The 26,622-nt window shown below is 70.9% G+C and carries 25 protein-coding genes and 6 pseudogenes; 18 read left to right on the plus strand and 13 right to left on the minus strand.

Features of this window, described 5'->3' with window-relative positions; translation table 11 throughout:
- Positions 1–25: 25 nt before the first annotated feature.
- Both CES90_RS21610 and CES90_RS21615 read left to right on the plus strand, forming a co-directional pair.
- Positions 26–421, plus strand: coding sequence for a VOC family protein (locus tag CES90_RS21610; RefSeq protein ID WP_189786377.1), 396 nt, complete (start codon positions 26–28; stop codon positions 419–421).
- Between the two features lie 51 nt (positions 422–472).
- Positions 473–1,543: an adenosine deaminase gene (locus tag CES90_RS21615; protein ID WP_189786376.1), complete on the plus strand. Its 1,071-nt coding sequence runs from the start codon at positions 473–475 to the stop codon at positions 1,541–1,543.
- Here CES90_RS21615 and CES90_RS21620 read toward each other — a convergent pair.
- Complete coding sequence (locus CES90_RS21620; RefSeq protein ID WP_189786375.1) at positions 1,525–2,040, minus strand: mycothiol transferase; 516 nt, start codon at positions 2,038–2,040, stop codon at positions 1,525–1,527. The genes CES90_RS21615 and CES90_RS21620 overlap by 19 nt on opposite strands.
- Positions 2,041–2,092: 52 nt before the next feature.
- Positions 2,093–2,986 (minus strand): LysR substrate-binding domain-containing protein, encoded by an 894-nt coding sequence (locus CES90_RS21625; RefSeq protein ID WP_189786374.1) that lies wholly within the window; start codon positions 2,984–2,986, stop codon positions 2,093–2,095.
- 162 nt (positions 2,987–3,148) lie between these two features.
- On the opposite strand from CES90_RS21625, the gene mgrA reads away from it, so the two are divergent.
- The 5 genes from mgrA to CES90_RS21650 all read left to right on the plus strand — a co-directional run bounded on the left by mgrA (position 3,149) and on the right by CES90_RS21650 (position 9,007).
- Entirely contained in the window at positions 3,149–4,147 is a 999-nt protein-coding gene (gene mgrA, locus CES90_RS21630; protein ID WP_189786373.1) for an L-glyceraldehyde 3-phosphate reductase, read from the plus strand.
- Positions 4,148–4,572: 425 nt separating this feature from the next.
- A complete protein-coding gene (locus CES90_RS21635) occupies positions 4,573–4,983 on the plus strand; it encodes a hypothetical protein (RefSeq protein ID WP_189786372.1) in 411 nt (136 codons plus the stop codon).
- A gap of 58 nt (positions 4,984–5,041) precedes the next feature.
- A complete protein-coding gene (locus CES90_RS21640) occupies positions 5,042–7,366 on the plus strand; it encodes an FHA domain-containing protein (protein ID WP_189786371.1) in 2,325 nt (774 codons plus the stop codon).
- A 5-nt stretch (positions 7,367–7,371) separates the two neighbouring features.
- Positions 7,372–8,019 carry an SH3 domain-containing protein gene (locus CES90_RS21645; RefSeq protein ID WP_189786370.1) on the plus strand — a complete coding sequence of 216 codons (648 nt, stop codon included), beginning with the start codon at positions 7,372–7,374 and terminating at the stop codon, positions 8,017–8,019.
- Entirely contained in the window at positions 8,012–9,007 is a 996-nt protein-coding gene (locus tag CES90_RS21650) for a serine/threonine-protein kinase (protein WP_189786369.1), read from the plus strand. Before CES90_RS21645 ends, CES90_RS21650 begins: the two co-directional genes overlap by 8 nt.
- Before the next feature lie 7 nt (positions 9,008–9,014).
- On the opposite strand, the gene CES90_RS21655 is transcribed toward CES90_RS21650, so the two are convergent.
- Entirely contained in the window at positions 9,015–9,479 is a 465-nt protein-coding gene (locus tag CES90_RS21655) for an RpiB/LacA/LacB family sugar-phosphate isomerase (RefSeq protein ID WP_189786368.1), read from the minus strand.
- A 28-nt stretch (positions 9,480–9,507) separates the two neighbouring features.
- A pseudogene (locus tag CES90_RS21660) lies at positions 9,508–9,977 on the minus strand (amidohydrolase family protein); the annotation flags it as partial.
- Between the two features lie 13 nt (positions 9,978–9,990).
- Between CES90_RS21660 and CES90_RS21665 the strand changes: the two are divergent.
- The 4 pseudogenes from CES90_RS21665 to CES90_RS49755 all read left to right on the plus strand — a co-directional run.
- Positions 9,991–10,512 (plus strand): annotated as a pseudogene (locus tag CES90_RS21665) (ATP-binding cassette domain-containing protein); the annotation flags it as partial.
- Between the two features lie 44 nt (positions 10,513–10,556).
- Positions 10,557–10,955, plus strand: a pseudogene (locus CES90_RS49750) (ABC transporter ATP-binding protein); the annotation flags it as partial.
- Positions 10,954–11,943: pseudogene (locus CES90_RS21675) on the plus strand (SidA/IucD/PvdA family monooxygenase); the annotation flags it as partial. The pseudogenes CES90_RS49750 and CES90_RS21675, both read left to right, overlap by 2 nt.
- Positions 11,944–12,185: 242 nt before the next feature.
- A pseudogene (locus CES90_RS49755) lies at positions 12,186–12,410 on the plus strand (MFS transporter); the annotation flags it as partial.
- Positions 12,411–12,477: 67 nt separating this feature from the next.
- Here the strand turns inward: CES90_RS49755 and CES90_RS21680 are convergent.
- Positions 12,478–13,749: a streptophobe family protein gene (locus CES90_RS21680; RefSeq protein WP_189786366.1), complete on the minus strand. Its 1,272-nt coding sequence runs from the start codon at positions 13,747–13,749 to the stop codon at positions 12,478–12,480.
- 185 nt (positions 13,750–13,934) lie between these two features.
- On the opposite strand from CES90_RS21680, the gene CES90_RS21685 reads away from it, so the two are divergent.
- Together CES90_RS21685 and CES90_RS21690 are read left to right on the plus strand one after the other, a co-directional pair.
- A complete protein-coding gene (locus tag CES90_RS21685; RefSeq protein WP_189786365.1) occupies positions 13,935–15,245 on the plus strand; it encodes a DUF6777 domain-containing protein in 1,311 nt (436 codons plus the stop codon).
- A gap of 145 nt (positions 15,246–15,390) precedes the next feature.
- Positions 15,391–15,911 (plus strand): annotated as a pseudogene (locus CES90_RS21690) (DinB family protein).
- 25 nt (positions 15,912–15,936) lie between these two features.
- Here CES90_RS21690 and CES90_RS21695 read toward each other — a convergent pair.
- Positions 15,937–16,719: a class I SAM-dependent methyltransferase gene (locus CES90_RS21695; protein ID WP_189786364.1), complete on the minus strand. Its 783-nt coding sequence runs from the start codon at positions 16,717–16,719 to the stop codon at positions 15,937–15,939.
- Between the two features lie 97 nt (positions 16,720–16,816).
- On the opposite strand from CES90_RS21695, the gene CES90_RS21700 reads away from it, so the two are divergent.
- Entirely contained in the window at positions 16,817–17,194 is a 378-nt protein-coding gene (locus tag CES90_RS21700; protein WP_189786363.1) for a helix-turn-helix domain-containing protein, read from the plus strand.
- Between the two features lie 39 nt (positions 17,195–17,233).
- Here CES90_RS21700 and CES90_RS21705 read toward each other — a convergent pair whose 3' ends face one another.
- Together CES90_RS21705 and CES90_RS21710 are read right to left on the minus strand one after the other, a co-directional pair.
- Entirely contained in the window at positions 17,234–17,836 is a 603-nt protein-coding gene (locus CES90_RS21705; RefSeq protein WP_189786362.1) for a ClpP family protease, read from the minus strand.
- Positions 17,836–18,492 (minus strand): ATP-dependent Clp protease proteolytic subunit, encoded by a 657-nt coding sequence (locus tag CES90_RS21710; RefSeq protein WP_189786361.1) that lies wholly within the window; start codon positions 18,490–18,492, stop codon positions 17,836–17,838. Before CES90_RS21710 ends, CES90_RS21705 begins: the two co-directional genes overlap by 1 nt.
- Before the next feature lie 216 nt (positions 18,493–18,708).
- Between CES90_RS21710 and CES90_RS21715 the strand changes: the two genes are divergently transcribed.
- The gene (locus tag CES90_RS21715; protein WP_189786360.1) at positions 18,709–19,188 is read left to right on the plus strand and encodes a VOC family protein; all 480 of its coding nucleotides are present in this window, start codon (positions 18,709–18,711) and stop codon (positions 19,186–19,188) included.
- Between the two features lie 302 nt (positions 19,189–19,490).
- On the opposite strand, the gene CES90_RS21720 is transcribed toward CES90_RS21715, so the two are convergent.
- The 4 genes from CES90_RS21720 to CES90_RS21735 form a co-directional block, all read right to left on the minus strand.
- Positions 19,491–20,411: an SGNH/GDSL hydrolase family protein gene (locus CES90_RS21720; protein WP_189786359.1), complete on the minus strand. Its 921-nt coding sequence runs from the start codon at positions 20,409–20,411 to the stop codon at positions 19,491–19,493.
- 119 nt (positions 20,412–20,530) lie between these two features.
- Positions 20,531–21,211: a DUF3105 domain-containing protein gene (locus CES90_RS21725; protein WP_189786358.1), complete on the minus strand. Its 681-nt coding sequence runs from the start codon at positions 21,209–21,211 to the stop codon at positions 20,531–20,533.
- Positions 21,212–21,301: 90 nt separating this feature from the next.
- Positions 21,302–21,727, minus strand: coding sequence for a DUF6153 family protein (locus tag CES90_RS21730; RefSeq protein ID WP_189786357.1), 426 nt, complete (start codon positions 21,725–21,727; stop codon positions 21,302–21,304).
- A 110-nt stretch (positions 21,728–21,837) separates the two neighbouring features.
- Positions 21,838–22,866 carry a zinc-binding alcohol dehydrogenase family protein gene (locus CES90_RS21735; RefSeq protein ID WP_189786390.1) on the minus strand — a complete coding sequence of 343 codons (1,029 nt, stop codon included), beginning with the start codon at positions 22,864–22,866 and terminating at the stop codon, positions 21,838–21,840.
- 155 nt (positions 22,867–23,021) lie between these two features.
- On the opposite strand from CES90_RS21735, the gene CES90_RS21740 reads away from it, so the two are divergent.
- The 3 genes from CES90_RS21740 to CES90_RS21750 all read left to right on the plus strand — a co-directional run bounded on the left by CES90_RS21740 (position 23,022) and on the right by CES90_RS21750 (position 25,951).
- The gene (locus CES90_RS21740) at positions 23,022–23,828 is read left to right on the plus strand and encodes a VOC family protein (protein ID WP_189786356.1); all 807 of its coding nucleotides are present in this window, start codon (positions 23,022–23,024) and stop codon (positions 23,826–23,828) included.
- 62 nt (positions 23,829–23,890) lie between these two features.
- The gene (locus CES90_RS21745; RefSeq protein ID WP_189786355.1) at positions 23,891–24,607 is read left to right on the plus strand and encodes a ribonuclease H family protein; all 717 of its coding nucleotides are present in this window, start codon (positions 23,891–23,893) and stop codon (positions 24,605–24,607) included.
- Between the two features lie 132 nt (positions 24,608–24,739).
- Positions 24,740–25,951, plus strand: a complete 1,212-nt coding sequence (locus CES90_RS21750) for an FAD-dependent monooxygenase (RefSeq protein ID WP_189786354.1) — start codon at positions 24,740–24,742, stop codon at positions 25,949–25,951.
- 16 nt (positions 25,952–25,967) lie between these two features.
- Here the strand turns inward: CES90_RS21750 and CES90_RS21755 are convergent, their stop codons facing one another.
- The gene (locus tag CES90_RS21755; protein WP_189786353.1) at positions 25,968–26,594 is read right to left on the minus strand and encodes an alpha-ketoglutarate-dependent dioxygenase AlkB; all 627 of its coding nucleotides are present in this window, start codon (positions 26,592–26,594) and stop codon (positions 25,968–25,970) included.
- Positions 26,595–26,622: the final 28 nt, after the last annotated feature.

Genomic DNA, 26,622 nt, shown 5'->3' on the forward strand with positions numbered 1-26,622 from the left:
ACCCCGAGCCACCCGAGAGGCCACGATGAGACGTATCGCCCTGGTCACCCTCGTAGTCGACGACTACGACGAGGCGATCCGCTTCTACACCGAGGCGCTCGGCTTCCGGCTCGTCGAGGACGCACCGCGGCCGGACGGCGGCCGGTGGGTCGTCGTCGAGCCGGGAAGCGGCGAGCAGGGCGGCGGACTGCTGCTCGCGAGGGCCAAGGACGAGGCACAGCGCGCCCGGGTCGGCGACCAGACCGGCGGGCGTGTGGGCTTCTTCCTGCACACCGACGACTTCGCCCGTGACCACGCCCGGATGCTGGCCGCGGGCGTGCGGTTCCTGGAAGAGCCGCGCCACGAACCGTACGGCTCGGTCGCCGTCTTCGAGGACCTGTACGGAAACCGCTGGGACCTGCTCCAGCCGCTCGACGACTGACCTGCCCCGCCGCTCACACACCATCGCACCACCTGCCGAGGAACGAACGCCATGACAGCTACGCGTGTAGACGCCGACACCATCCGCCGCCTCCCCAAGGTCGTCCTGCACGACCACCTCGACGGTGGTCTGCGCCCCGCCACCCTCGTGGAGCTCGCCGCGGAGGTCGGTCACACCCTCCCGGAGACCGACCCGGAGGGCCTCGCCGCCTGGTTCTACGAGGCCGCGAACTCCGGTGACCTGGTGCGGTACATAGCCACGTTCGAGCACACCCTCGCCGTGCTGCAGACCCGCGAGGGCCTGCTGCGCGCCGCCGAGGAGTACGTGCTCGACCTGGCCGCGGACGGTGTCGTCTACGGCGAGGTCCGCTACGCCCCCGAACTGAACGTGGGCGGTGGACTGACCCTGCCCGAGGTCGTCGAGACCGTGCAGGAGGGCCTGGCCGCCGGTATGGCCAAGGCGGCCGCCCAGGGCACCCCGGTCCGGGTCGGGACGCTGCTGTGCGGCATGCGCATGTTCGACCGGGTCGCCGAGGCCGCCGACCTGGCCGTGGCCTTCCGGGACGCGGGTGTCGTCGGCTTCGACATCGCAGGCGCCGAGGACGGCTTCCCGCCCGCCGACCACCTGGCCGCCTTCGAGAAGCTGCGCCGCGAGAGCGTCCCCTTCACCATCCACGCCGGTGAGGCCCACGGGCTGCCCAGCATCCACCAGGCCCTCCAGGTCTGCGGCGCCCAGCGCATCGGTCACGGCGTCCGCATCACCGAGGACATCGTCGACGGCAAGCTCGGCCGTCTCGCCTCCTGGGCGCGTGACCGCCGTATCGCCCTGGAGATGTGCCCCACCTCCAACCTCCAGACCGGCGCGGCCACCTCCATCGCCGAGCACCCCATCACGGCCCTGAAGGACCTCGGCTTCCGCGTCACCCTCAACACCGACAACCGTCTGGTGTCGGGCACCACGATGACCCGCGAGATGAGCCTGCTGGTCGAGGAGGCCGGCTGGACCCTCGACGACCTGCGCACGGTCACCGTCAACGGTCTCAAGAGCGCCTTCATCCCGTTCGACGAGCGCAACGCCCTCATCCGGGACGTCGTCCTGCCGGGCTACGAGTCCGCGTTCTGAAGCAATCCGCGTACGTAGGCGGCCTGGCCGGCATGCTGAAGATCGTCGGCCAGGACGCTCACCAGACGTACGCCGAGGGTGACCGGCGGATCCCAGCGCTCGTCCACGATGCGGTCGAGGTCCTTGCCGGTCAGCCCGCGCACATATGCGAGGGTCTGCTCGTGCACGGCGTCGTAGTACCCGGTGAGCAGATCGGCGGAGTCGACCCGCACCTTGGCGACCTTCGCCGCGCTGTGCCCGTACCCCGTGTCGTGCCGCGGCAGACCGAGCCCGAAGCGTTTCTCCCAGTCCTGGGACAGCCAGACCTGGTCGCCCCCGGAGGCGTCGGCGACGTGGTCGTCCTGGACCCGGGTCAGATGCCAGACCAGCCAGGCGATGGAGTTGGCGTCGGGGGAGGGGCGGTAGTGGAGGTCCTCCCAGGACAGCCCGTCCACGGTGGCGTGCACCTCCTCCTTGATCCGGCCGTACGCGTCGGTGAGAACGTCCTTCACATTCATACGTCCACCATCGAGCATGCGTGCCGCGCCCGCACGGCTCGTCCCCGAAGCGTCAGCTGCAAGCCGCCTTCGGGTCGAGCAACCCCAGCAGGGCCCGCGCCGCGGGGCTGGTGGCCTCCGGCGGCGGCAGCAGGGCGACCGTCTCGTACACCGTCTCCCCGGTGCCCTTGACCGGGAGAGCGACGAGCGAGGCGCGCTTGTGGCGGAAGTGCCGGGGCACGACGGCGATTCCGAGGTCCTCGTCGACCAGGTCGAGGAGGCTGTGTACGTCGTTGACCTCCAGCGCGACCCTCCGGCGGACGCCCGCGGTGGCGAAGGCGGCGTCGGTGGTGCGGCGCGGACCCCAGTCCGGGTGGAAGTCGACGAAGACCTCGCCGCCCAGCTCCTTGGGGGTCACGGCGGCGCCGGCGGCCGCGAGGCGGTGGCTGGGGTGGCACAGCACGGTCATCGGCTCGCCGGTCAGCGGTACGACACGCAGCTGGTCGGTGTCCTCCTGCGCCGTCCGCACGGCGAAGGCGAGGTCGAGGCGTCCGCTCGCGACCTCCTCCGCGAGCGCGCCCGAGCCCGCCTGCCGCAGACAGATCTCCACGTCCGGGTGGTTCCGGCGGAACGCGGCGAGCAGCCCCGCCACCGGCACCCCGGCGATGCACTGCTCCGACCCGAGCGCGAGCATGCCGCGCAGCACACCCTGCACGGCGGCCACCGCCTCATGGGCCGACCTCACCTGCGCCAGGATCCGCTCGGCCTCGGTCAGCAGCGCCCGCCCGGCCGGGGTGAGCGTCACCCGCCGGGTGGTCCGCACGAACAGCGGAGTCTGCAGTTCCCGTTCCAGCGTCCGGATCGAGGCGGACAGACCCGACTGGGAGACCAGCAGCCGTTCGGCTGCCCGGGTGAAGTGCTCTTCCTCGGCGACCGCGACGAAGTGCTGCAGATGGCGGAGTTCCATGACTGAGAAGCGTAGGCGCTGAATCCCATCGGATTCTTCTGTTGGACCAATGCCCCCAGGTCGCGAAAGAGTGGACACCGGTTCTCAGAGGGCCTGTCAGAGACCGTGGACACCGGTTCTCGGGAACCTGGTCCCGCCGTGCCAACCCCTTCTGGAGTCGCGTTGTACACCGCACACCCCGACCGCTACGCGGACATGCCCTACCGGCGCACCGGACGCAGCGGTCTGAGACTGCCCGCGCTCTCGCTCGGCCTGTGGCACAACTTCGGCCCCGACCGGCCTGTCGAGACGCAGCGCGAGATCCTGCGCCGCGCCTTCGACCTGGGCGTCACCCACTTCGACCTCGCCAACAACTACGGCCCGCCGCCCGGCTCCGCCGAGTCCGCGTTCGGCGAGGCCCTCAAGGCCGACTTCGCCGCGTACCGCGACGAGCTGATCATCTCCACCAAGGCGGGCTACCTGATGTGGCCCGGCCCGTACGGCGAGTGGGGCTCGCGCAAGTACCTGCTCTCCTCGCTCGACCAGAGCCTTACGCGGATGGGCCTCGACTACGTCGACATCTTCTACTCGCACCGCCCCGACCCGGACACTCCGCTGGAGGAGACGATGGGCGCGCTGCACTCGGCGGTGCAGCAGGGCAAGGCGCTGTACGTCGGCGTCTCCAACTACTCGGCGGAGCAGACCCGTGAGGCCGCCCGCATCCTGGCCGAGCTGGGCACCCCGCTCCTCATCCACCAGCCGCGCTACTCGATGCTCGACCGGCGCCCCGAGACCGAGGGGGTGCTCGACGCCCTCGACGAGCTCCAGGTCGGCTCCATCGTTTTCTCCCCGCTGGAGCAGGGCCTGCTGACCGGCCGTTACCTCGACGGCATCCCGGAGGGCTCGCGCGCCGCGAGCGACAGCCCGTTCCTGAACTCCGACGCGGTCACCGAGGACCTCGTGGGCCGGCTCCGCGCCCTGGACGAGGTCGCCAAGTCGCGCGGCCAGACCCTGGCCCAGCTCGCCCTCGCCTGGGTGCTGCGCGGCGGCCGGGTGACCTCCGCGCTCATCGGTGCGAGCAGCGCCCGCCAGGTCGAGGACTGCGCCGGCTCCCTCGACAACCTCGGCTTCGAGGCGGACGAGCTGGCCCGCATCGACGCGATCATCGAGGGCAAGGGCTGACACGTCGTTCGGTACGTCGTTCGGTACGCCGCCGGGGTCCGCGCTGATGGGGCCCCGGCGCAACCGCCCTCCTCGGCCACCGGTCGTGGATTCCGGGCGTGATCGTTGAACACGCCGGCGAGGACATACGTATGAGAGAGAACCCCCGGTCGGAGAGGGCTTCGCATCGTTTCAGCCAACCGCGCTCACGAATATGCCAGGAGACTGGCTGAATTGGCATGGTGACAGAGTGTCAGGAGTGGCGATACTCGACTGAGAGGTCGATTGAGGCGTGAACAAAGTGCGTCGCCGCACGCGTCCATGTCGTCACTTTGCGTGACGGTCTGTCGGCCCCGTGTACGACCAACAAGTCTGCCAGGTGAGAGCGGGTTCGTCCGGTGAGCGGGTCCGGACGGCGTTCGATGGTGCGAACGGGGGAGCGAGGCGTGCACGACGAGTTCCTGTGCCATGTCACCGCGTACGGCATGTGCGGCGGCCAGCGGGTGGGTGTACCCCTGGGTACCTACCGCGCCCCCACCCTGGCGCTGGCGCTGTGGTGGATGCGCGACCGCGCGTTATGGATCGCCGAACGCCTCGACCCGCAGCCCGAGAATCCGAACTACCCGCCGAACGCGGTCGTCCCGGTCGCGGACACCGTCCCGGACGTGCCGAGCCTGCTGCGCGCCTGGTCCGCGGACAGCGCCCAACAGGAGCTGGTAGCCGAGGAGTTGGCCGCTGGAAACCTGGTCCGCATCGCCACCAACGATGACACCACCGAGTATGAGCTGCTCGCCGAGTCCGTCGACGCCGTTCGCATGCAGCGCATCGCCCAGCGGATCGCCGCTCCCGCCGCCTGACCCCCGTACCGGATATGCGCCTGGGCGCATATCCGGGCGGATCGGTAGAATTTCGGGCATGGCGGAGCGGTCGATGGCACCGACTGCGCCCGAACTCGTCCTGGAGACCGAGTCGGGCTCCACGGTGATGACCCCGAGCCACGAGTACCACGTCGGACGCGACCCGCGCAGCGACGTCGTCCTCGACGACGACCGGGTCTCGTGGCACCACGCGGTACTCAAGGCACACGCCGACCACTGGATCATCGAGGACGAGAACAGCACCAACGGCACCTACGCCGACGGCCACCGCGTCCACGCCTGGGATGTGGGGCCGGGCAGCGTCATCCGCTTCGGCAGCCTCGTCGACGGTCCCCGTGCCGTCCTCACCGGCCTCGCCGCCGAGCGCCCCACCGCCATCTTCCACCCCGCCTCGACCGGCACCTTCCGGCAGCCCACCAGCGTCCGCCCGCTGCCCGAGCGCACCGTCCGCATCGGCCGTGCCGCTGACAACGACCTGGTCATCGACGACCTCGTCGTCTCCCGCCGGCACGCGGAACTCCGGGCGCGGCCGGACGGCACGTACGAGATCGTCGATCTCGGCAGCCACAACGGCACCTTCCTCAACGGCAGCCCCGTCGACCAAGCCCCGGTCACTCCCGGTGACATCGTCGGCATCGGTCACTCCGCGTTCTGCCTGGTCGGCGACGAGCTCCAGGAGTACGTCGACACCGGCGAGATCTCGCTCGATGTCCAGGAACTGACCGTCGCCGTCGACCACGGCCGCAAGACACTGCTCGACAAGGTCGCCTTTCCGGTCGGCGAGAAATGCCTCCTCGCCGTCGTCGGCCCCAGCGGCTCCGGAAAGTCCACCCTCCTCAACGCCCTGACCGGGCAGCGCCCCGCCGACCGGGGCACCGTCCTGTACGACGGCCGCGACCTGTACCACGACTACGCCGAGCTGCGCCAGCGCATCGGACTCGTCCCGCAGGACGACATCCTGCACGCCCAGCTGACCGTCCGCAGGGCCCTCGCGTACGCCGCCGAGCTGCGCTTCCCGCAGGACACCGCGAAGGCGGAGCGGCAGGACAGGGTCGACGAGGTGATCCGTGAGCTGGGCCTCGAACAACGTACCGACCAGTCCATCCACAGCCTCTCCGGCGGCCAGCGCAAGCGGGTCAGCGTGGCCCTGGAACTGCTGACGAAGCCCTCCCTGCTCTTCCTCGACGAGCCGACCTCCGGTCTCGACCCCGGCATGGACCGCTCGGTGATGCACATGCTGCGCGGCCTCGCCGACGACGGCCGTACGGTCATCGTCGTCACCCACAGCGTCCTCAGCCTCGACGTCTGCGACCGGCTCCTCGTGCTCGCACCCGGCGGCAAGGTCGCCTACTACGGGCCGCCGGACGACGCCCTCGCCTTCTTCGGCTTCGAGCAGTGGCCGGAGGCGTTCGAGGCCTTCGAACGGGATCAGGACCGGGACTGGGCCGGGGAGTACCAGGACTCGCCGTTCCACCGCCAGTACGTCGTCGCGTCCATGGGCCAGCCGTATCTGTCCGAGGAGGCGCCGGTCGCGGTGGCGCCGCCACCCAAGGCACAGAGCTGGGGCGCCCAGCTGGGCACCCTGGTCCGCCGGTACGCGGCCGCGCTCAGCGCCGACCGGACCTTCCTCGCCATCATGATCGCGCTGCCGTTCGTGATGGGCGCCATGGCGAGAGCGCTCGCGGGCAGCGAGCTGGACCGCGAGACGGCCATGAACGCGCTGCTCATCCTGTGCGTCGGCGGCGTCCTGACCGGTGCGGCGAACGCGGTGCGCGAACTGGTCAAGGAACGCGTGATCTACCGGCGTGAACGCGCCGTCGGCCTGTCCAGATCCGCGTACCTGATGTCCAAGGTCGTCGTCCTCGGCACGATCACCGTCCTCCAGGCCGTCGTCCTCACCCTGGTCGCCCTGCTCGGCGTCGATCTCAACGCCCCCGGTGGCGAAGGCGTGTTGATGCCGCCGCTCGTCGAGATCACGGTGGCCGTGGCGCTGCTCGCCTTCACGGCGATGATGCTGGGCCTCGTCGTTTCCGCGCTCGTCCGCAAGGAGGAGGTCACCATGCCCCTGCTGGTGCTCCTCGCGATCATCCAGGTCGTGTTCTGCGGCGCGCTGCTGGACGTCAAGGGCACGATCGTCCTCGAACAACTGGCGTGGCTGGTGCCGTCGCGGTGGGCGTTCGCCGCGATGGCCGGCACGATCGACCTCGAACGGATCGTCCCCGACAAGGCGGACCCGCTGTTCGAGCACTCCGCGGGCGTGTGGCTGCTCGACATGGGCATGCTGGTCGTGCTGTCGCTGGTCTGCGGATACGTGGTCGCCCGGCTGCTGCGCCACCGCGAACCCGCAGTGATGCGGAAGTAGCCGCGATGGCCACCCCCCGGTTCCTCCCCACGCACGTCGTCCCCCCGGGCGGAATGCCCGCCTGGGAGAGCCCCGACCCCGCCCGCCCCACCGTGCCCCTCGACGCCCTCCTGCCCGTCCAACTCCTCGACCGGCGCGGCGACTGGGGCCACATCCTGTGCGCCAACGGCTGGTCCGCCTGGGTCGACGGCCGCCTCCTGGTCGCCATTCCCCAGAACCCGCCCGTCGCCGGCACCGCACCCGCCCGCACGGCCGACCCGCGCCCCCTGCTGGCCCGTGTCGAGGAGGCCCTCGCGTGCTACCGCACGGAGGCCGAGGCCCTGGCGGCCGGACGCCTCGACGGGGAGTCCTTCCGGGACCGTACGAAGGGAGTGCGGATCGGAGTCGTCGTGGACGGGGAGTCGCTGTGGCTGTTCGACGCCACGCACGAGCGGTGGGTGTACTGCGACGGGACAAGGCTGAGCACGTTCGCCGTCGCGGAGGAGCCGCACGAGAACCCGGCCCCACCGGCCCCCGCGGCGGTCCCGGCACCGGAGCCCACCCGTGTCGTAGGGGAATTCGGGCGCGCACCGAGGGAGCAAGGGGCGGAGGATCACGGACCGACCGATCACGAACCCACCCGTCTGGTCCCGCCGGTGAACCCCGATGAGTGAGACGCAGCCGTTCTCGGGGCGGCCGTCCGAGCTCGTCGGACGGCAGATCGCGAGCTATCGCCTCGAGCGCGAGATCGGCCGCGGCGGCATGGCCGTCGTCTACCAGGCCAGGGACCTGCGGCTGGACCGGACCGTCGCGCTGAAACTCCTCGCCCCGGAGCTGGCCCGCAACGACACCTTCCGGCGCCGCTTCACCCACGAGTCACGGGTGGCTGCCGCGATCGACCATCCGCACATCGTGCCGGTCTTCGAGGCGGGCGAGACGGACGGCGTCCTCTACATCGCCATGCGGTACGTCGCCGGACGGGACCTGCGTCATCTCCTGGACCGGGAGGGCCCGTTGCCGGTCGCGACCGCCACGCGGATCGCCGCGCAGGTGGCTTCCGCGCTGGATGCCGCGCACGACCACGGTCTGGTGCACCGGGACGTCAAACCCGGCAACATCCTGGTCGCGCAGGGCACGGACAGCGACCACCCCGAGCACGTCTACCTCACCGACTTCGGCCTGACGAAGAAGTCGCTGTCCCTGACCGGCTTCACCAGCGTGGGCCAGTTCGTCGGGACGCTCGACTATGTGGCGCCGGAACAGATCTCGGGCAAGCCGGTCGACGGCCGCTGCGATGTCTACAGCCTCGCCTGTGTCGTCCACGAGACGCTCGTCGGCCGGCCGCCCTTCCAGCGCGACGACGACATGGCGCTGTTGTGGGCCCACCAGTACGACCAGCCGCCTCCGTTGAGTGAGGGGCGCCCCGGCCTGCCGGCGGCGCTGGACGAGGTGCTGGCGAAGGCGCTGGCGAAGAGCCCCGACGACCGGTACGACTCCTGTCTGTCCTTCGTGGCCGCCCTCAGGGGCGTCGCCGGTACGGCACGCGTGCCGGCGCCGGAACACGCGCCGACCCGGGCTGTCCCGGCGACACCGGGGCCGCCCGGACCACCACCGGAACCGCCCCCTTGGGCCAGGCCGATCTTCATTCAGCGCGGTTCGTAGCCGGACTTCACTCGGCCGGAGTGGTCCCCCGACCGGCATCGAGCCGCTCGACGCGAGCCACGTTCTCCCGGTCGTCGGCGTCCTGGCTGGCCTCGGCGGCGAACCAGGCGTCGAGGATCTCCTTCAGAAGCGGCTCGGAGGTCAGGCGCAGGCCGATCGCCAGCACGTTGGCGTCGTTCCAGCGGCGGGCGCCGTCCGCCGTGTACGCGTCCGTGCACAGGGCGGCCCGTACCCCTGGCACCTTGTTCGCGGCGATCGACGCGCCGGTCCCCGTCCAGCAGCACACGACCGCCTGCTCCGCCACACCGGAGGCGACCTCACGGGCCGCCGCCTCCGAGCAGACCGCCCACTGGGGGTCGTCCCCGGGCCGCAGCGCCCCGTGCGGCAGTACTTCGTGGCCCCGATCGCGCAGCTCCGCGACGAGGAAGCGCGCGACGGGTTCGTCCATGTCGGAGGAGACGGAGATCCGCATGCCTCGGAGCCTACCGGCGTTGCTCACGGGCGCGGCCACGGCTTTCCGTCGCCGACGCCAGTTCGGTGAGGGAGTGCGGAGGCCGGGTCTTCAGCGCGGCTCCCATGGCGCCCTCCGCGAGGAAACCGTCGGCTCGGGCCACGTCCGCCGGAAGGCCGTCGAGAATCGCCGAGTTGACCAGGCAGGCATGACCGGAGAGGTGGCCCAGTACACCTTGCGGCCCGCGCTGACGGCATCGAGGTCGGCGGCGGTGAGTCGGCGGTCCAGGGTGCGCTGGTCGTAGCCGCCGAAGTCCACCCAGCCGCCGGCCGGGGCCCGGGTCACCGGTTCCGCCACGACACGGAGTACGTCGTCGGCACACCGGCTCGGCGCCACGCTGGGAGCCTCGGCCTTCAACCCCGCCCAGGCCAGGTGCACATGGGCGTCGATGAAGCCGGGGAGCACCGTGGCGCCGCCCAGATCCAGGGTCCGCCGCGCCGACAGCCCCGCCACGTCCTCTCCAGGCCGACGTGCGCTCGCACTCGGAGACGTACGCGCGGTGATCGTCGTCGCCGAGCACGAGGCCGACCTGTTCGAAGGGACGGTCCGGGAGAACGTCACCGCCGCGGTCGGTGGCCGAACGACCGACGCCCACAGCGGGGCGGTCGCCGCCGCGCTGACCGCATCCGGCACCGACGAGGTCGCCCGCGCACTGCCCGACGGCCTCGACACGCCCGTCACCGCACGCGGCCGTTCCCTGTCCGGCGGACAGCGCCAACGCGTCGCCCTCGCCCGGGCGTTGGCGGCAGACGCACCGGCCCTCGTCGTACACGAGCCCGCGACCGCCGTCGACGCCGTCACCGAGGTACGGATCGCCACCGGCATCAGGGAGGTCCGCAGCGGACGCACCACGCTGCTGGTGACCAACAGCCCCGCCCTCCTCGCCGTCACCGACCGGGTCGTCCTCCTCCACGCCGGCCGCGTCACCGCGACAGGCGACCACGAACGCCTGATCCACGACTGCGCGGACTACCGGACGGCGGTCCTCACATGAACGAGACCACGGGCACCGGCACCACCACGGAACTCACCGGCACCATGACCGAACCCACCGCCGCCGTCGAGCCCGCCGCCGTCGAGCCCGCCCCCGACGCCGGCATCCGCGCCGCCCCCGAACTGCTCCCCGTCGCCACCCCCGCCCGCACCCGTGCCGCCGTCGCCGAACTGATGCGCCCGCAGCGGTGGTCGGTGCTGGCGGCGTTCGGCGTCATGGTCGGCTCCACCGCCGTAGGGCTGCTGGTGCCGCCCCTGCTGGGCCGGATCGTCGACCTGGCCGCCGAGCGCGGGTCCGTCGACGCCATCACGGGCACCGCGGGACTGCTGGTGGTCGTCGCCGTGGCGCAGGGCGTCACCGCCGGGTTCGGGCTGTCGCTGATCGCCCGGCTGGGCGAGACGACCCTGGCCCGGCTGCGCGAGCGGTTCGTCGAGCGGGCGCTACTTCGAATGGGCGGCCGCCCGGGTCGCACATCTCGTCGAGTACTCCTCCGAGGTCGTCTCCGTGCGCCCGGTCACCGAGGACGGCGAGATCCGCCACTTCGACGTCACCACGCGCGATCCCCGCGACCCGGGTCACCTGACCGTCCGCCGCACCCGCAGCGTCTGTGTGGCCACCGGTCTGGAACCCCATCTGCCGCCCGGCGCGCTTCTCTCCCAACGGGTCTGGCACACCAGCGAGTTGCTGCCCCGCGTCGACGAAGTCCAGCGCTCCGGCGTACCGGTACGCCGCGCCGTGGTCCTCGGCGCCGGCCAGAGCGCGGCGGAAGCCGTCGACTACCTCCACCGCAGCTTCCCCGAGGCCGAGATCTGCTCCGTCTTCGCCAAGTACGGCTACACCCCGGCCGACGACAGCCCGTTCGCCAACAAGATCTTCGACCCCGAGGCCGTCGACCTGTACTACGGCGCCCCTCGTGAGGTGAAACAGTCCCTCTACGACTACCACCGCAGCACCAACTACTCCGTCGTCGACATGGAGGTGATCGAGTCCCTGTCCAGGGCGATGTACCAGGAGAAGGTCCAGGGACGGGAGCGGCTGCGGATGATGAACGTCTCCCGGATCCGCGACGTCGCGGTGGGTGCCGACGACGTACGCGTGACCGTGGAGTTCCTCCCGACCAGGAAGCGCGAGGTCCTCGCCTCCGACCTGCTCGTCTACGCCACCGGCTACCAGCCCCAGGGCATCGGGGACAACCTGGGGGAGATGGGCAAACTCTGCCTCCGCGACGACGAGGACGCCCTGAAGGTCGGCCGCGACCACCGCGTGGCCACCGCCCCGAACGTCACCGCCGGCATCTACCTCCAGGGCGGCACCGAACACACCCACGGCCTCACCTCGACCCTGCTGTCCACCACCGCCGTACGAGCCGGAGAGATCCGAGCCTCCCTCCTGGCCCGCCGTGCCACGGACCTGACGCAGACCGCCGGTTGAGAGACCGCAGACGGCATGGCTGATGCTCGCCGAAGCAAACCGGTCATTGGCATGACGAGTTGACGTTGTGTGCCGGGGGACCGGACGATCGACTTCCCCGACGCGCCGGCATCACGGGGTGACTACGTCTTGGTCACCCCGACGCATGGCTCGGGCCCGCGCCTGCTCTGGCCCGCTGCTGCGCGTGCTGGGCCTCGCCGTCGTGCTGTTCGCCGTCGGACTCACTCACGGGGCGATCGCGCCGGCTCGTCGCCACACACTACGGGCTCCACAACACCGTCTGCGGACTCGGCATCACACTTGGCAACCTTCCCACCGGCGCCGCCCTGGACGCCGCCCGCGAGGCGGGCCTGCCCGCACTGCCATGGATCTCGCTGTGCGCCCTCGGCCCGGCCTGCGCCGCATCGGTGTACGCCCTCCACCGCACGGGCCGCTTGTCCGCGCCGGCGCCCGCCCCTTCTAGGGCCTGTGTCGAAAGTGGCGCCTGCCAGGCGCCTGCCAGGCGCCGCCCGGCCCGTCCTCCGGCGCGCTGCCCTACCCGACGCCGTCGACCGCACCCCGCCGTCGAACCCCCTTCGCCAGCACCCCGCCGACGAACCCGGTCACCAGCCCCCACAGCACGGCGAAGCCCAGCGCGGACCACATCCGGGGACGCAGGAACAACTCCCCGCTCAGATCGCCACCGAGGTCGCCGATGCCGAGTACCGACAGGCCGTAGTGGGCGGAGATCCGGGCGACCAGACAGATCATCAGGACCGTGAGCAGGAGGGCGACCGTCATGTGCACCGCGTGCTGCCACAGCCGTACCCGGGCCGGGGAACGCACCGCCATCACGAACGCGGCGCCCAGCAGCAGCACCGCGTTCACGACCACCAGCCACCACACCCTGCCGTCGAACTCGGCCAGCGAGCCCAGGTCGAGCGTCGACACGTCGGGCCCGCGCATCACCTGGTCCAGCAGCTTCGGCATCGGCAGTCCGAACGGCCCCTCGACCTGGCCGTCCCAGGTGGCTCCCAGACCGATCGTGAAGACCAGCCACACGACGTTCGGCAGACCCAGCAGAATCACCGCGGCCGTCTCGGCGGCGTGCCCGCGCGTCAACGCCACCACCACCCCGATCACCAGCCCGAGAGCGACGTACGCCAACAGCAGCACGACCATCGCGTACGCGGCCGGCCGCACCGACTCCTGGAACCGCAGCAGCCGCGCCGGAAGCGGCGCCCGCGACACCAGCAGCGCCAGGACGAAGACCCCGGCGAGCCACAGCAGCCCGAAGAAGACGGTCGGCGCCACGGCCGCCTCGAACCCCACCTCGGCCGAGGTGCCGAAGAAGTCGCCCACCTCGCCGAGCGGGATCGCGAACGTCTGCCGGGCCCCGAGCGAGAGGCCGATCAGCGCAGCCAGCCACAGGACGGCGATCCGGGCGGCCCAGCCCGCCAGTTCGGGCGCCCCGGCGACCGCTCGGTGCCGCAGGGGCCGTAGGAAACCGGCGGCCATCACCAACGCGCCGGCCAGGGTCACTGACAGCGGGATCACGGTCAGACCGGCCTGGGTTTCGGCGATGGCCCCGGCGCCGCCGGAGAGCTCGATCGTGCCGCCGACCGCCGTCACGAAGGTGGCCGCGACGACACGCGGAAAGGCGTTGTCCGGGAGGTCCGCCGCACCCGCCGCCCACAGCCCGAGCGAGGCCACCACGACCATCACGATCAGCCCGGCGAGCACGGTTCCGAGGGCCTGGGGCCAGCCGTGGCGGGCGACCGCCCGCGCGGGCGTCGTCTTCTCGGGACGCAGGGTCTGGGGACTCACTCTTGCCACGCTAAGCACGGCCGGGGCACTCCGCGCGCCGGGAGGCCCCACCCGCCTCCGCTTGCGGGCGGCACAGGACCGGAGCACACAATGAGCCTGTTGCGGAAGAAAGCGGACGAAAGTGGAATGAAACGCGATAAGTGCAACAAGAAGGGCCGCGGAATCCTTACGGCGGGAGAAGCCCCGTGAGCGTCGAAGAACCGCCCTCCGGCCGCCCGTCCGGGCCGCCTTCCGGCCCCTTGTCCGGGCCGTCGCAACCCGGCCGGACCCCGGCCGGCCCGACGCGCCCGAGCGGCCAGATCCCTCCGGAACCGCCGGGCGATGCCTCGGGCCCGGGCGGAACCGGCGGCACAGGAGGAGGCCCCGGCGGTCCTGGCGGCCCCGGCCAGGGGCCCGGGCACCCTGGTCAGCCGTGGTGGCGGTCCGCTCCCCGCATCGCCCTCATGACCACCGCGGCCCTCGTCGCCGTGGCCCTGATCGTCGTCTTCACCCGCTCGGGCGGGTCGGGCGGCGACGGCGGCGGCGGAGAGGTCTTCCTCCAGGCCGCCGACAAGTCGGGCCCCGACCCGTTCACCGAGTCGACGGCGACGGACAGTTCCACCCCGCCCGAGACACCCTCGGCGACACCGACCAGGTCGGAACCCCCCAACGTGACGCGCGCCGTGGACGGGTCGGCCCCCGGACTGTACGGCGGCACCCGTAAGGTCGCCAGCTGCGACGTCGAGAAGCAGATCAAGTTCCTCCAGGCGAACCCGAGCAAGACCAACGCGTTCGCCTCCGTCCTCGGCATCAGGTCCTCCGACGTCGCGGCCCACCTGCGCGCACTCACCCCGGTGCAGCTGCGCATGGACACCCGCGTCACCAACCACGGCTACCGCGACGGCGCCGCCACCAGCTACCAGGCCGTCCTCCAGGCCGGCACCGCCGTCCTCGTCGACGACCGAGGGGTGCCCCGGGTGCGCTGCGCCTGCGGCAACCCGCTGAAGCCGCCGGTCGCGCTGAAGACCACACCCAAGCCGAGGGGGGATTCCTGGCCGTCGTACCGGCCGCAGAACGTCGTGGTCATCGAACGCTCGACGGTGATCGTCAACGTGTTCATCCTCTACGACCCCGACCGCGACGACTGGTTCAGCCGCCCCTCCGGCGACACGGGCGAGAGGGACAAGAAGACCAACCCGCCCGTCAACCAGCCCTCCCCGTCGGCGTCGACGTCGTTCTCCGAGGCCCCGCCCTCCGAGTCGCCCGAGCCGTGCCCGCGCAAGGAAACGAGCCCGTGCCCCTCGTCGTCCTCGGCGACACCGACCACCTCACCCCCGACGAAACCGGAGACCACCACCTCCGAGCCCGCGCCAGACCCGGAGACCACGACCTCCGAGCCCGCTCCGGAACAGGAGCCCGAGCCGGAGACCGCCGACACACCGCTCGACGACACCACGACGACCGGATCGGCCTCCCTCGATGACATCCCGGCGCCGAACGGGCCCCCGGCGTCCTGAACAAGCCGGAAGCGAGGGTTCTACGGGAACGGAAAATGGGTGGCGGCCCGTCCGGAAGCCGCCGAAGCTCGTCCCCATGACCCACATCATCGAGTCGCCGTCGCCCGAAGAGCCCCTGCCGGACCGCACGTTCGGATGGTCGGACATGTTCGTCGGCCCGGAGGAGGATCCGCGTAGCGACGGGGGATTCGAGGGGGAGCGGGCCACACTGGTCGGATATCTGCGCGACCAGCGGCTCACCCTGGAGCTGAAGTGCGCGGGACTCGACGCCGAGGCCCTGGCCCGCCGCTCGGTGCCGCCGTCCACCATGTCGCTGCTGGGACTCGTACGCCACATGGCCCGCGTGGAGCACTACTGGTTCCGCAAGGCCATGGCGGGCGAGGACGTCCCGAAGCTCTACTGCACCGAGGACGACCCCGACCTCGACTTCAACGGCGCGGTGCCCGACCCCGAGGTCGTCGCCGAAGCCTGGGAGACATGGCGCGCCCAGGTCGCCTTCGCGGAGAAGCTCGTGGCCGGCACTCCCGACCTCGCCACCCCCGCACCCACCACCACGAGCCCATCGCCCTCCGCGAGGTCGTGGTCCACATGATCGAGGAGTACGCCCGGCACAACGGCCACGCGGACCTCCTGCGTGAACGCATAGACGGCCGCATCGGTCAGTAGCCGGCGAGCGCGCCCCCCGCATCGGTCAGTTCGCGGCTGTCTGGGCCGGTCGCCGCGCCGTGATCAGCTCGTGCATGTAGCACTTGGTGATCCGCCCGCCGTGGCGTGTGTCGATCAGTTCCCGGATGCAGCCCAACAGGCCCTCGCGGGCGAGCGCGTCGAGCGCGCGGTGCCCGGAGTAGGTCAGGAGCACGTCGATGTACTCCTGAGCCGTGTACGTGATCTCCCGCGTGCACCGGTACGAGCGCAGGTCGTCCCACTCGGCCAACTCGCCCGTGTCCGTGGCGATCTCGGACTCGTCCTGGAGCCGCAGCCCTGGCGGCGTGGCCGGGTCCCAGCGCTCGTAGCACTCCTGTGCCCGGGCGAAGAAGTCGACGGTGCCGCCCTTGACGTGCTCCGTGGTGACGAGCGCGAAGGTGCCGCCGGGGCGCAGGGCTTGGCCCACCTTGGGCACCCGTACCGTCGGATCGAGCCAGTGGAACGCGGTCGCGCTCACCACCAGGTCGAACGGCTCGGCGGGCAGCGGCCACCGCTCGAACTCGGCCACCTCTACCCGCGCCCGCGGAAAGGGCCGCAGATTACGCCGGGCCACCTCCGCCATCGCCGGACCGAGCTCGACGGCCGTCAGATCACACCCGAACTCGGCCAACGCGACGGTGAGTTGCCCTGCGCCGGGCCCGATCTCCAGAACACGCGTACCGGGGCCCAGCCCCGTCAGCGCGGCCAGCTCCGCGGCCAACGCGTCGGGATAGCGGGGCCGGGCCCGGTCGTACAGCTCCGCCGCCTCGTTGAAAATGGCCCTCAGCATCGCCGTACCCTTCGCTCGAACTCTCCTGAACCCGGATTCCCCTGAGGGCGGAACGCCGGACTCTTCCCGTCCCGCGGAGGCCTCATAGTCTGGATGAGTGAGCCGACAAGCGTCCAACGAAGCCCGCGTCATCCCCCTGCGCCCCGCGCCCGCCCCCGTCCCCGACGAGGCGCCCGCCAAGGAACCCCTGTGGCGCGACCTCGTGGGCGACGTCCTCCGACGCGAGCGTCTCGCGCAGGAACGCACCCTCAAGGACGTGGCGGACGCGGCCCGCATCTCCATGCCGTACCTCTCCGAGGTTGAACGCGGCCGCAAGGAGGCCTCGTCGGAGGTCCTGGCGGCCGCCGCCGGGGCACTGGGCCTTCGTCTGACCGACCTGCTTTCTCTGGCCCAGGACGAGCTGACCCACCACACGACACGCACACACAGGACCCCCAACGCCCCCTACGACGGGCTGTGCCTGGTTGCCGCGTGACTGTTCCCCGCGCCCTGCAGGGCGCGGGGAACAGTGCGGTCAGACCCCCACCAACCGACGACTCAACACCTCATCAGCCAGCCCGTACGCCACCGCCTCCTCCGCCGTGAACACCTTGTCCCGGTCCATGTCCGCACGAAGCTCCGCCACACCGTGGTGCGTATGCCGGGTAAGAACCTCCTCGACCTGCGCCCGAATCCGCACCATCTCCTTGGCCTGGAGCGCGAGGTCCGACACCGTCCCCCGGCTCCCCCCACTCGCCGGCTGTCCCAGCAACACCCGCGCATGCTCCAGCACGAACCGCCGCCCGGGATCCCCACCCGCGAGCAGGACCGCCGCCGTGGACGCCGCCTGCCCCACACACGTCGTCGAGATCGGCGCCTGCACGTACCTCATCGTGTCGTAGATCGCCATGAGCGAAGTGAACGATCCCCCGGGCGAGTTGATGTAGATCGCGATCTCGCTCTCCGGCGCCGACGACTCCAGATGCAGCAGCTGCGCGATGACGACGTTCGCCACCCCGTCGTCGATCCCCGTGCCGAGGAAGATGATCCGCTCGGACAGCAGCCGACTGAACACGTCGTACGACCGCTCACCCTGCGGGGTCCGCTCAACCACGTTCGGAATGGTGTACGTCCCCATCACTGCAGTCCCATCCGTCGGCGCGACGAGGCCGGCCGTACGTCGTCGAGCGACTCGACGACCCGGTCGACCATCCCGTACTCCCTGGCCTGCTCGGCCGTGAACCAGCGGTCCCGGTCGCCGTCCCGGGAGATCGTCTCCTCGGTCTGGCCGGTGTGCTCCGCCGTGATCCGCTCGACGGCCTTCTTGGTGAACTCCAGGTTCTCCGCCTGGATCTCGATGTCGGCGGTGGTCCCGCCGATGCCCGCCGACGGCTGGTGCATCATGATCCGCGCGTTGGGCAGCGCGAACCGCTTGCCGTGCGTGCCCACGGTCAGCAGGAACTGGCCCATGCTCGCCGCGAAGCCCATCGCCAGCGTCGACACGTCGTTCGGGATCAGCCGCATCGTGTCGTAGATGGCGAGTCCCGCCGTCACGGAACCGCCCGGGCTGTTGATGTACAGGCTGATGTCGGTACGCGGGTCCTCCGCCGACAGCACCAGCAACTGGGCGCACACCCGGTTGGCGGAGACCTCGTCGACCTGGGTGCCGAGGAAGACGATCCGCTGGGCGAGAAGCTGCGCGGCGAGATGGTCGTCGAACCGTGAGGGCGGGGTGTCGCCCTCCTCCGCGCGCGGGGCGAGCGCCGGAGCCCAGCCGGTGATCAGTGGAGCCATGAGTCCTCCCTGTCGGTTGCCGCGGCCGCGTCGGCCGCTGCCTCCACTCTCCCCAAGAACCGCCTCTCACCTGGGCTTTCTCTGCCCACGGCAGATTCGCCGACAGCAGAGCACACCAAGACTTGCCCACGCCACCGATGAGTTTTCGAACCAGCATCGGTCGAAGAGATGACGGCATCGACAGAGATGGCGACACACCCGCCGGAGGAGGCACACATGTCCAGCGACGGATTCATCACCTGCCTGTGGTTCGACGGCCAGGCCGAGGAGGCGGCCGCGTTCTACGTCTCGGTCTTCAAGAACTCCCGTCTCGGCCGGGTCACCCACTACAGCGAGGCCGGTCCCGGGCCCGCCGGCACCGTGCTCACCGTGGAGTTCGTGGCCAACGGCCAGAAGTTCATCGCCCTGAACGGCGGCCCGGAGTTCAAGTTCAACGAGGCCATCTCCTTCCAGATCCTCTGCGCCGACCAGGAGGAGATCGACTACTACTGGAGCAGGCTCACCGAGGGCGGCGAGGAAGGCCCCTGCGGCTGGGTCAAGGACAGGTTCGGCGTGTCCTGGCAGGTCGAGCCCGCCGCACTCATGGAGATGATGAACGACCCGGACCCGCAGAAGGCGGTCCGCGCGACCAAGGCGATGCTCTCGATGGGCAAGTTCGACATCGCCGCCCTGGAGAAGGCGTACGCGGGCGAGTAGCACCTACGAGGATTTCGGGCGTTCTTTACCCGGCTTTACCCGGTGTGGGTAGTGGTGGCTCATGAGCTCGGTGAGGCTCTCCTGTGCACCACCTGCACCCGGAGGAACGTGAGCGTCTCCCTCACCGCCTGGCTGCTCACCGTCGTGGCTGGTCGCTCCCCCACGCTCGGCTGCGCTCGCGCGGGGGGACCCCCATCGCGGCGGTGCCGCAGAATGTTCCGCCCCGCGCCCCTTCAGGGCGCGGCCGAACCGCAGCGGACTTCGCCCGATCTGCTGAGAGGTGCTGCATGTGATTGCCTGCCTCAGGCGCTCGCGTCCGTGATCACCAGGGTGATCGCCCGCGCGATCCGCGTGATGCCGGGGGAGAGCACCGGGCAGGGCTTCGGCTTCGACGTCGTCGGGGCCAGACAGAAGTGCAGGTAGTCGTCGTCGCGGTGGAGGGCCGTGCGGCTTTGGCCCGGCTGGGTGCAGAAGCCGTCGTGCTCACGCTCGTACGCCGTGCACGGCAGGTACTGGGTCCAGGTGTAGCGGTCCGAGGCCGGGCTGACGGCCTTGCCGGCGTCGGCGACGAGGTCGCCGGAGGCCTTGGCCTGCTTCTCGTAGAGGGCGTTCACACGCCGGACCCGGTCCGGGGTGATCGGATCCGGCCCCTGGAGCACCCAGACGATCGTCGGCCGGTGCGTGCCGCCCGCGTCCGCGATCTGCTCGGTGAGCCGCCCCGCGGCGTCCGCGTACCGCTCGAAGTACGTCGCCGGGGCCTTGTCGTACGTGATGCCGTCCATGCACGGCGTGTAGTCCCAGGCGTTGCCCCAGAACTGCAGGACGACATAGTCGGGGCTCAGTCGCCGTACCAGCGCGGCCGCCTTGTCCGAGGTCGGCACGAGCGACCTGTCGGCGGTGCCCTCCAGGTAGTCGCACAGGGTGGTGCCCGAGTACGGGGCGCTCGTGTACCGGGCGTCGAGGTCGTCCTCCAACTGCGCGCCGAGGACCTTCTGGTTCTCCATGGCGAGCGAGTCCCCGAGGTAGAGCACCTTCGGCGCCGTCTTGGCCGGGCGGGCGTCGGGGGACGCGGTGGCGGCCCGCTGCCGTGTGGTCGGCGACGCATCCGGTGCCGAGACCGACGGCGGCGCCTCATCGGGAGCGGACTTAGGATCCCCGCACGCGCCGAGCAACAGCCCGGCCAGCACCGCCCCTGCCACTCCCACGATCCACGGCTTGCGCATACGACGACTCCCGCCCCGGCCATCGAAACGGCTCCCCAGGCAAGCACACCCGGCGGCAGGGTGGAAGACCCGCGTCGGTCATGGGGGCGCCCGATCCGACCGGACGCCCCGCCGTCACCTCACGGCGTCATACCGCCGGAGCACGCGGCGCCCGGCTCCGGCGTCTGCTCGCCCTGGACGTACTTGTCGATGAACTTCTGGACCCGCGGGTCGGAGGCCTTGTCCACCTTCAACTGGTGCTCCCAGGCGCTCAGCACGATCGGCGAGGACTGGTCCTCGTACGGGCTCATGAAGGTGTACGTCGTGTTGGTGACCTTCTCGGTCAGCGCCTCGACGTCCGCCTTGGCGGCCTTGTCGTTGTACGTGATCCAGACGGCGCCGTGCTCCAGCGCGTGCACGGCGTTCTCGTTCGGCACGGCCTTGGTGTACACCTGCTTGTCGCAGTTGACCCACACCTGGTTGTGGTCCCCGCCGACCGGCGGGCTCATCTTGTAGTCGACGGTCCCGGTGACGTGCTTCTGGGTGAGCTTCGACCAGCTCTTCACGCCGTCGACCGGCGCGGTCTTCGCCTCTTCCTTCTCGTTCGCCGCGTCGATCAGGTACCAGCCGCCGCCGACCAGGGCGACGAGGATCGCGGTGGTGGCGCCGAGCGTGATCAGCCGTATCCGCCGCTCACGGGCCTGCTCGGCCTTGCGTATCTCTTCGACGCGGGCGCGCCGCGCCGCCTCCCTGGCCTTGGGGCTGGTGGTGTTCTTGCCCTTCGGGGCGCTGTTCTTGGCCTTCGACTTGGATGAAGCCATGGAATGTCCTTCTCCCCGCCGTGCCCCGCACGGGCATGGCGGTCCTGCGAGTCGTCTTCGGTGTGTCACATGTGGCCTGCGCAGGGCGGCCTAGACCCGGAGCAACTGCAGTTCATGGAGATCGGGAGGCCGGGCCCGACCCGGCTCCCCGGACCTGTCGGACGTCAGCAGCGCCGGAGCCGTCGACGGCTGCCAGGGCGCGGCGGTGTGATCGGCGCCCGGCAGCGGCGCGTGGCCCAGCACCGCGCGCGGATCGGCGGAGTGGCAGTGGTGCCCGTCCGGGCCGTGCTCGCAGGGATCGCGTTCCACGTGGCGGGCCCGCGCGGTCACCGCCCCTTCCGCCGCCGGCGCCGCCGACACGGAATGCGGACGCGGTGCCGGGGCCTCATCGGGAGGCGAGCCGGCGCAGAACAGTACGAAGGTGGTCAGGGCCAGCACGACCACGAGCACCAGACGCGACGCCGACCGGCCGCGGGCGCACGGCAGCGCCGTACGTCGGAACGGTCGGCCGGGCATGGAGGCACCTCACGAGTCGAGGCGAACGAGAGTGCGAGCGGAGGCTGAAATTATCAGAAGAGACACAGCCGTGGACCCGCCCCACCGATTTCCCGGCCGGGACTTCACGGTCAATGCCGCGCCGGAAGGTCGTTGACCAGATCGTTGACCAGCACGGCCGCACCGTCGAAGCGGCCCGCCTTCAGGTCCCGCAGCGCATCCCGGGCCCGTGCCAGCGGGTAGGTGTGCGTCGTGGCCCGTACACCGTGCCGGGCGGCGAGGGCCAGGAACTCCCGGCCGTCCTCACGGGTGTTGGAGGTGACGCTGCGGAGTTCCTTCTCGTAGAACAGCTCGGTCTCGTAGCGCAGCGGTGGCGTGTCCGTCAGATGGATGCCGGCGACCGACAGCACGCCGCCCCGGTCGAGGGCCCGCAGCGCCACGGGCACGAGGTCGCCGACCGGGGCGAACAGAATCGCGCTGTCGAGCGGCTCCGGCGGCGGCTCGTACGCCCCGCGCGCCGAGTCGCACCCGAGCTCCAGCGCGAGCCGTCGCGCGGCCTCGCCCCGCGTCATGACATGCACCCGCGCGCCCTGGGCCAGCGCGACCTGGGCGCACAGATGGGCGCTGCCGCCGAAGCCGTACAGCCCGAGCCGTCCACCCGGCGGCAGCGAGGCCCGCCGCAGCGCCCGGTAGCCGATGATGCCCGCGCACAGCAGCGGCGCGAGCGTCACGTCGTCGACACCGCCGGGCAGGGGGTAGGCGAAGGCGGCCGGCACCGTCGTGTACTCGGCGTAACCGCCGTGGGCGTCCCAGCCCGTGTACTCGGAGGCCGGGCACAGGTTCTCGGCCCCGCGCAGGCAGTACGCGCACGTACCGTCCGTGCGCCGCAGCCAGGCGATCCCCACCCGGTCGCCCGGCACGTAACCCCGTACGTCCGAGCCCGTCCCCACCACCTCGCCGACGACCTCGTGCCCGGGCGTCACGCCCGCCAGACGCACGGGCAGGTCGCCCTCGGCGACGTGCAGATCGGTCCGGCAGACCCCGCACGCCCGCACCCGCACCAGCAGTTGGTCGGCCCGGGGCACCGGGACCGGCCGCTCCACGAACCGCAACGGCTCCTGCTCGATCGGCCCCGGCCGGGCCACCTCCCACGCGTGCATCATCCCGATCCCCGTCCCCTCGCCGTTCCCGATGACCGTAAAGACCTGGACACACCAGTTTCCTGCGGTCCGTCCCGTTCGGCGCGCGACAGGGCCCGCTCCTGGCTAGCGTGAGAGCCGGGGAAACCACCGTCGAGCCGAGAAGAGTGGCAGTCATGGCCGCACAACCCGAGGGAACGCCCTGCTGGGCCGACGCGATGTTCAGCGACGTCGAGAGGGCGAAGAGTTTCTACGGTGACGTACTGGGCTGGACGTTCGGCGAGGCGTCCTCCGAGTACGGCAACTACACCCAGGCGTACTCGGACGGCAAGGCGGTGGCCGCCGTCGTCCCGCCGATGCCCGGGCAGGAGGGTCAGTCCGCCTGGTGCCTGTACTTCGCCTCGCCCGACGTGAACGCCACCGCGACCAAGATCCGTGACAACGGCGGCGACGTGCTGATGGAACCGATGCAGGTCGGCGACTTCGGCTCCATGCTGCTGGCCCGGGACCCCGGCGGCGTCGTCTTCGGCGTCTGGCAGGCCGGTATCCACGAGGGCTTCGAGGCCATGGGCGTACCCGGCGCGTACGTGTGGGCCGAGATCTTCACCCGCGAACCCGAGAAGTCCGACGCCTTCTTCCCGGCCGTCTTCCCGTACCGGGCCAAGCAGATGGACCACCCCGGCAACCCCGACATGGACTTCCGGGTCTTCGACCTCGGCGCGAACCCGGTCCTCGGCCGCATGAAGATGACGGAGGAGTTCCCGCCCGAGGTACCGCCGTACATCAACGTCTACTTCACCGTCGACGACTGCGACGCCGCCGTCGACCGCGCCACCAAGCACGGCGGCATCCTCCGCTTCGGCCCGATGGACACACCCTTCGGCCGCTTCGCGGCGCTGAGCGACCCGCAGGGCGCCTCGTTCTCGGTCATCGACGTCACCAACACCCAGGGGGAGATGCCGAAGCTGACCGATGTGGGCTGAGCCGGCGTTGCATGCCGCCGGGGGTGGGGGCCCGTGGACGGTCCCACACCCCCGGCCGTGGCATGATCGAGGCCATGTCGGAACGTTTTGTGGCCGCCTGCGACGGAGCCTCCAAGGGAAACCCCGGACCAGCGGGCTGGGCCTGGGTGGTCGCCGAGGACGACGAGATCCCCTCCCGTTGGGAGGCCGGCCCGCTGGGCAAGGCCACCAACAACATCGCCGAACTCACCGCGCTGGAGCGGCTGTTGGCCGCCACCGACCCGGATGTCCCGATCGAGATCCGGATGGACTCCCAGTACGCGATGAAGGCCGTCACGACCTGGCTGCCCGGCTGGAAGCGCAACGGGTGGCGCACGGCGGCGGGCAAGCCGGTCGCCAACCAGGAACTCGTCGTCCGTATCGACGAGTTGCTCGCCGGGCGCTCGGTGGAGTTCCGTTACGTCCCCGCCCACCAGGTCGACGGCGACCGCCTCAACGACTTCGCCGACCGCGCGGCGAGCCAGGCCGCCACCGTCCAGCAGCCCGCCGGCAGCGACCTGGGCTCGCCGGAACCCCCGGCCGCACCGGACGCGGTCCCGGCCCGCCGCAGCGGAACACCGAAGCGACCGGCGAAGGCCGGCCGCTCCGGTTCGTCCTCCTCCTCGTCCCGCACCATCAAGGCGAAGTTCCCCGGCCGCTGTGTCTGCGGCCGCCCCTACGCCGCGGGCGAGCCCATCGCCAAGAACGACCGGGGCTGGGGCCACCCGGAGTGCCGCACAGCGGCCGCGGGAACGGCCTGATCGCGTTCCGCATCACACACAGCTCGGCTCCGCCGAACGAACACGGCGTAACCGGGTCAACGCGAAGCGTACCCGCCCGCTGTTACTCTTCGTGCCCAACTGATCGCTTTGCGTAGCGGAATGGGAGTGTGTGTGAAGATCGCGTGCGTCGGCGGCGGACCGGCAAGCCTGTACTTCTCGATCCTGATGAAGCGGCGGAACCCGTCCCACGACATCACCGTTTTCGAGCGGAACCCGGCCGGTTCGACATACGGCTGGGGCGTCACCTACTGGGCCGAACTACTGGAGAAGCTCCGCGCGAGCGACCCCGAGACCGCCCTCGCCATCAGTGAGAACTCCGTCAGCTGGAACGCAGGGGTGGCCCACGTCCGTGACCGTACAACGGTCCAGCCCGGCGACGTGGGCTTCGGCATCGGACGGCGCCGCCTGCTCGAACTGCTCGGCGAACGGGCCCGCTCCCTCGGCGTACACCTGGAGTACGAGCACGAGATCGTCGCCGCCGACCTCCCTGACGCCGACCTCGTCGTCGCGGGCGACGGGGTCAACAGTGCGGTGCGCGGGAGATACGCCCAACAGTTCGGCAGCGACATCGCACTCGGCCGCAACGCCTACATCTGGCTCGGCACCACCAAGGTCTTCGACTCCTTCACCTTCTCCTTCCAGGAGACCGACCACGGCTGGATCTGGGCCTACGGATACAAGTTCAGCGACGAACAGAGCACCTGCGTCATCGAATGCTCCCCCGAGACCCTCGGCGGCCTGGGCCTGGACCAGCTGGGCGAGGCGGACGGGCTGGCCCAGCTGGAGAAGCTCTTCGCCGACATCCTCGACGGCCACCCCCTGATCGGCCGGGACCAGGGCGACGGCACCGCACGGTGGCTGAACTTCCGTACCCTGACCAACCGCACCTGGCACCACGGCAACGTCGTCCTGCTCGGCGACGCGGCCCACACCACCCACTACTCCATCGGCGCCGGCACCACCCTCGCCCTGGAGGACGCCATCTGCCTGGCCGGGGCCCTGGGCGCCCACCCGGAGCCGGAGGCCGCGCTCACCGCGTACGAGCGGCGGCGCAAGGCCGAACTGCTCCGTCTGCAGAGCGCGGCCCGCCACAGCGCCCAGTGGTACGAGAACCTCCAGCGTTACATCGACCTCCCCCCACAGCAGATGTTCGCCCTCCTTGGTCAACGGCACTCCCCACTGCTGCCGTACGTACCGCCGCAGCTCTACTACCGCCTCGACCGCGCGGTCGGCCGACTGGAGGCCCTGCGCCGCTTCAAGCGCTGGCTGGGCCCGAAGCTGGCGCGGACGTCGCAGTACAGGGCGCTGGCCGCGCGGAAGTAGCGGGTCCCGGGCTGATCTACTGGATGCCGCGCGGCCGGAACTGAACGCTGATGCGCGGCCCCACCGCCCGTGTCGACTTGGGTACCGCGTGGTCCCAGGTGCGCTGGCAGGAGCCGCCCATCACGATCAGATCGCCGTGCCCGAGCGGGAACCGCAGCGTCTCGCCACCGCGGTGCGGCCGCAGGGCCAGGTCCCGGGGGTCGCCCACGGACAGGATGGCCACCATCGTGTCTTCCCGGGCGCCCCGCCCGATCCGGTCGCCGTGCCAGGCCACGCTGTCCCGGCCGTCGCGGTAGTAGCAGAGCCCGGCCGTGACGAACGGTTCGCCCAGCTCCGCCGCGTAGTGCGCGGACAGCGCGGAACGGGCCTCGTCGAGCACGGCGTGCGGCAGGGCGTCGTCGGCACCGTAGAACGCGAGCAGCCGGGGTACGTCCACGACCTGCTCGTACATCTGGCGTCGCTCCGCCCGCCAGGGCACCTCCTCGGCGAGCCGAGTGAACAGCGCGTCGGCCCCGCCGAGCCACCCCGGCAGCAGATCGACCCACGCCCCCGCGCCGAGCTCACGTCGGCGCAGCCCCGTGAGGGGGCCTAGGCGGAGGTCGTCGGACTGGTCGAAGAGGGAGCCCTGGAGGTGCATGGCCATACAGGCAGCGTACCCCTGTATTCGAAAG

It is taken from the genome of Streptomyces capitiformicae (genome assembly GCF_002214185.1).
Classification (GTDB): Bacteria; Actinomycetota; Actinomycetes; order Streptomycetales; family Streptomycetaceae; genus Streptomyces; species Streptomyces capitiformicae.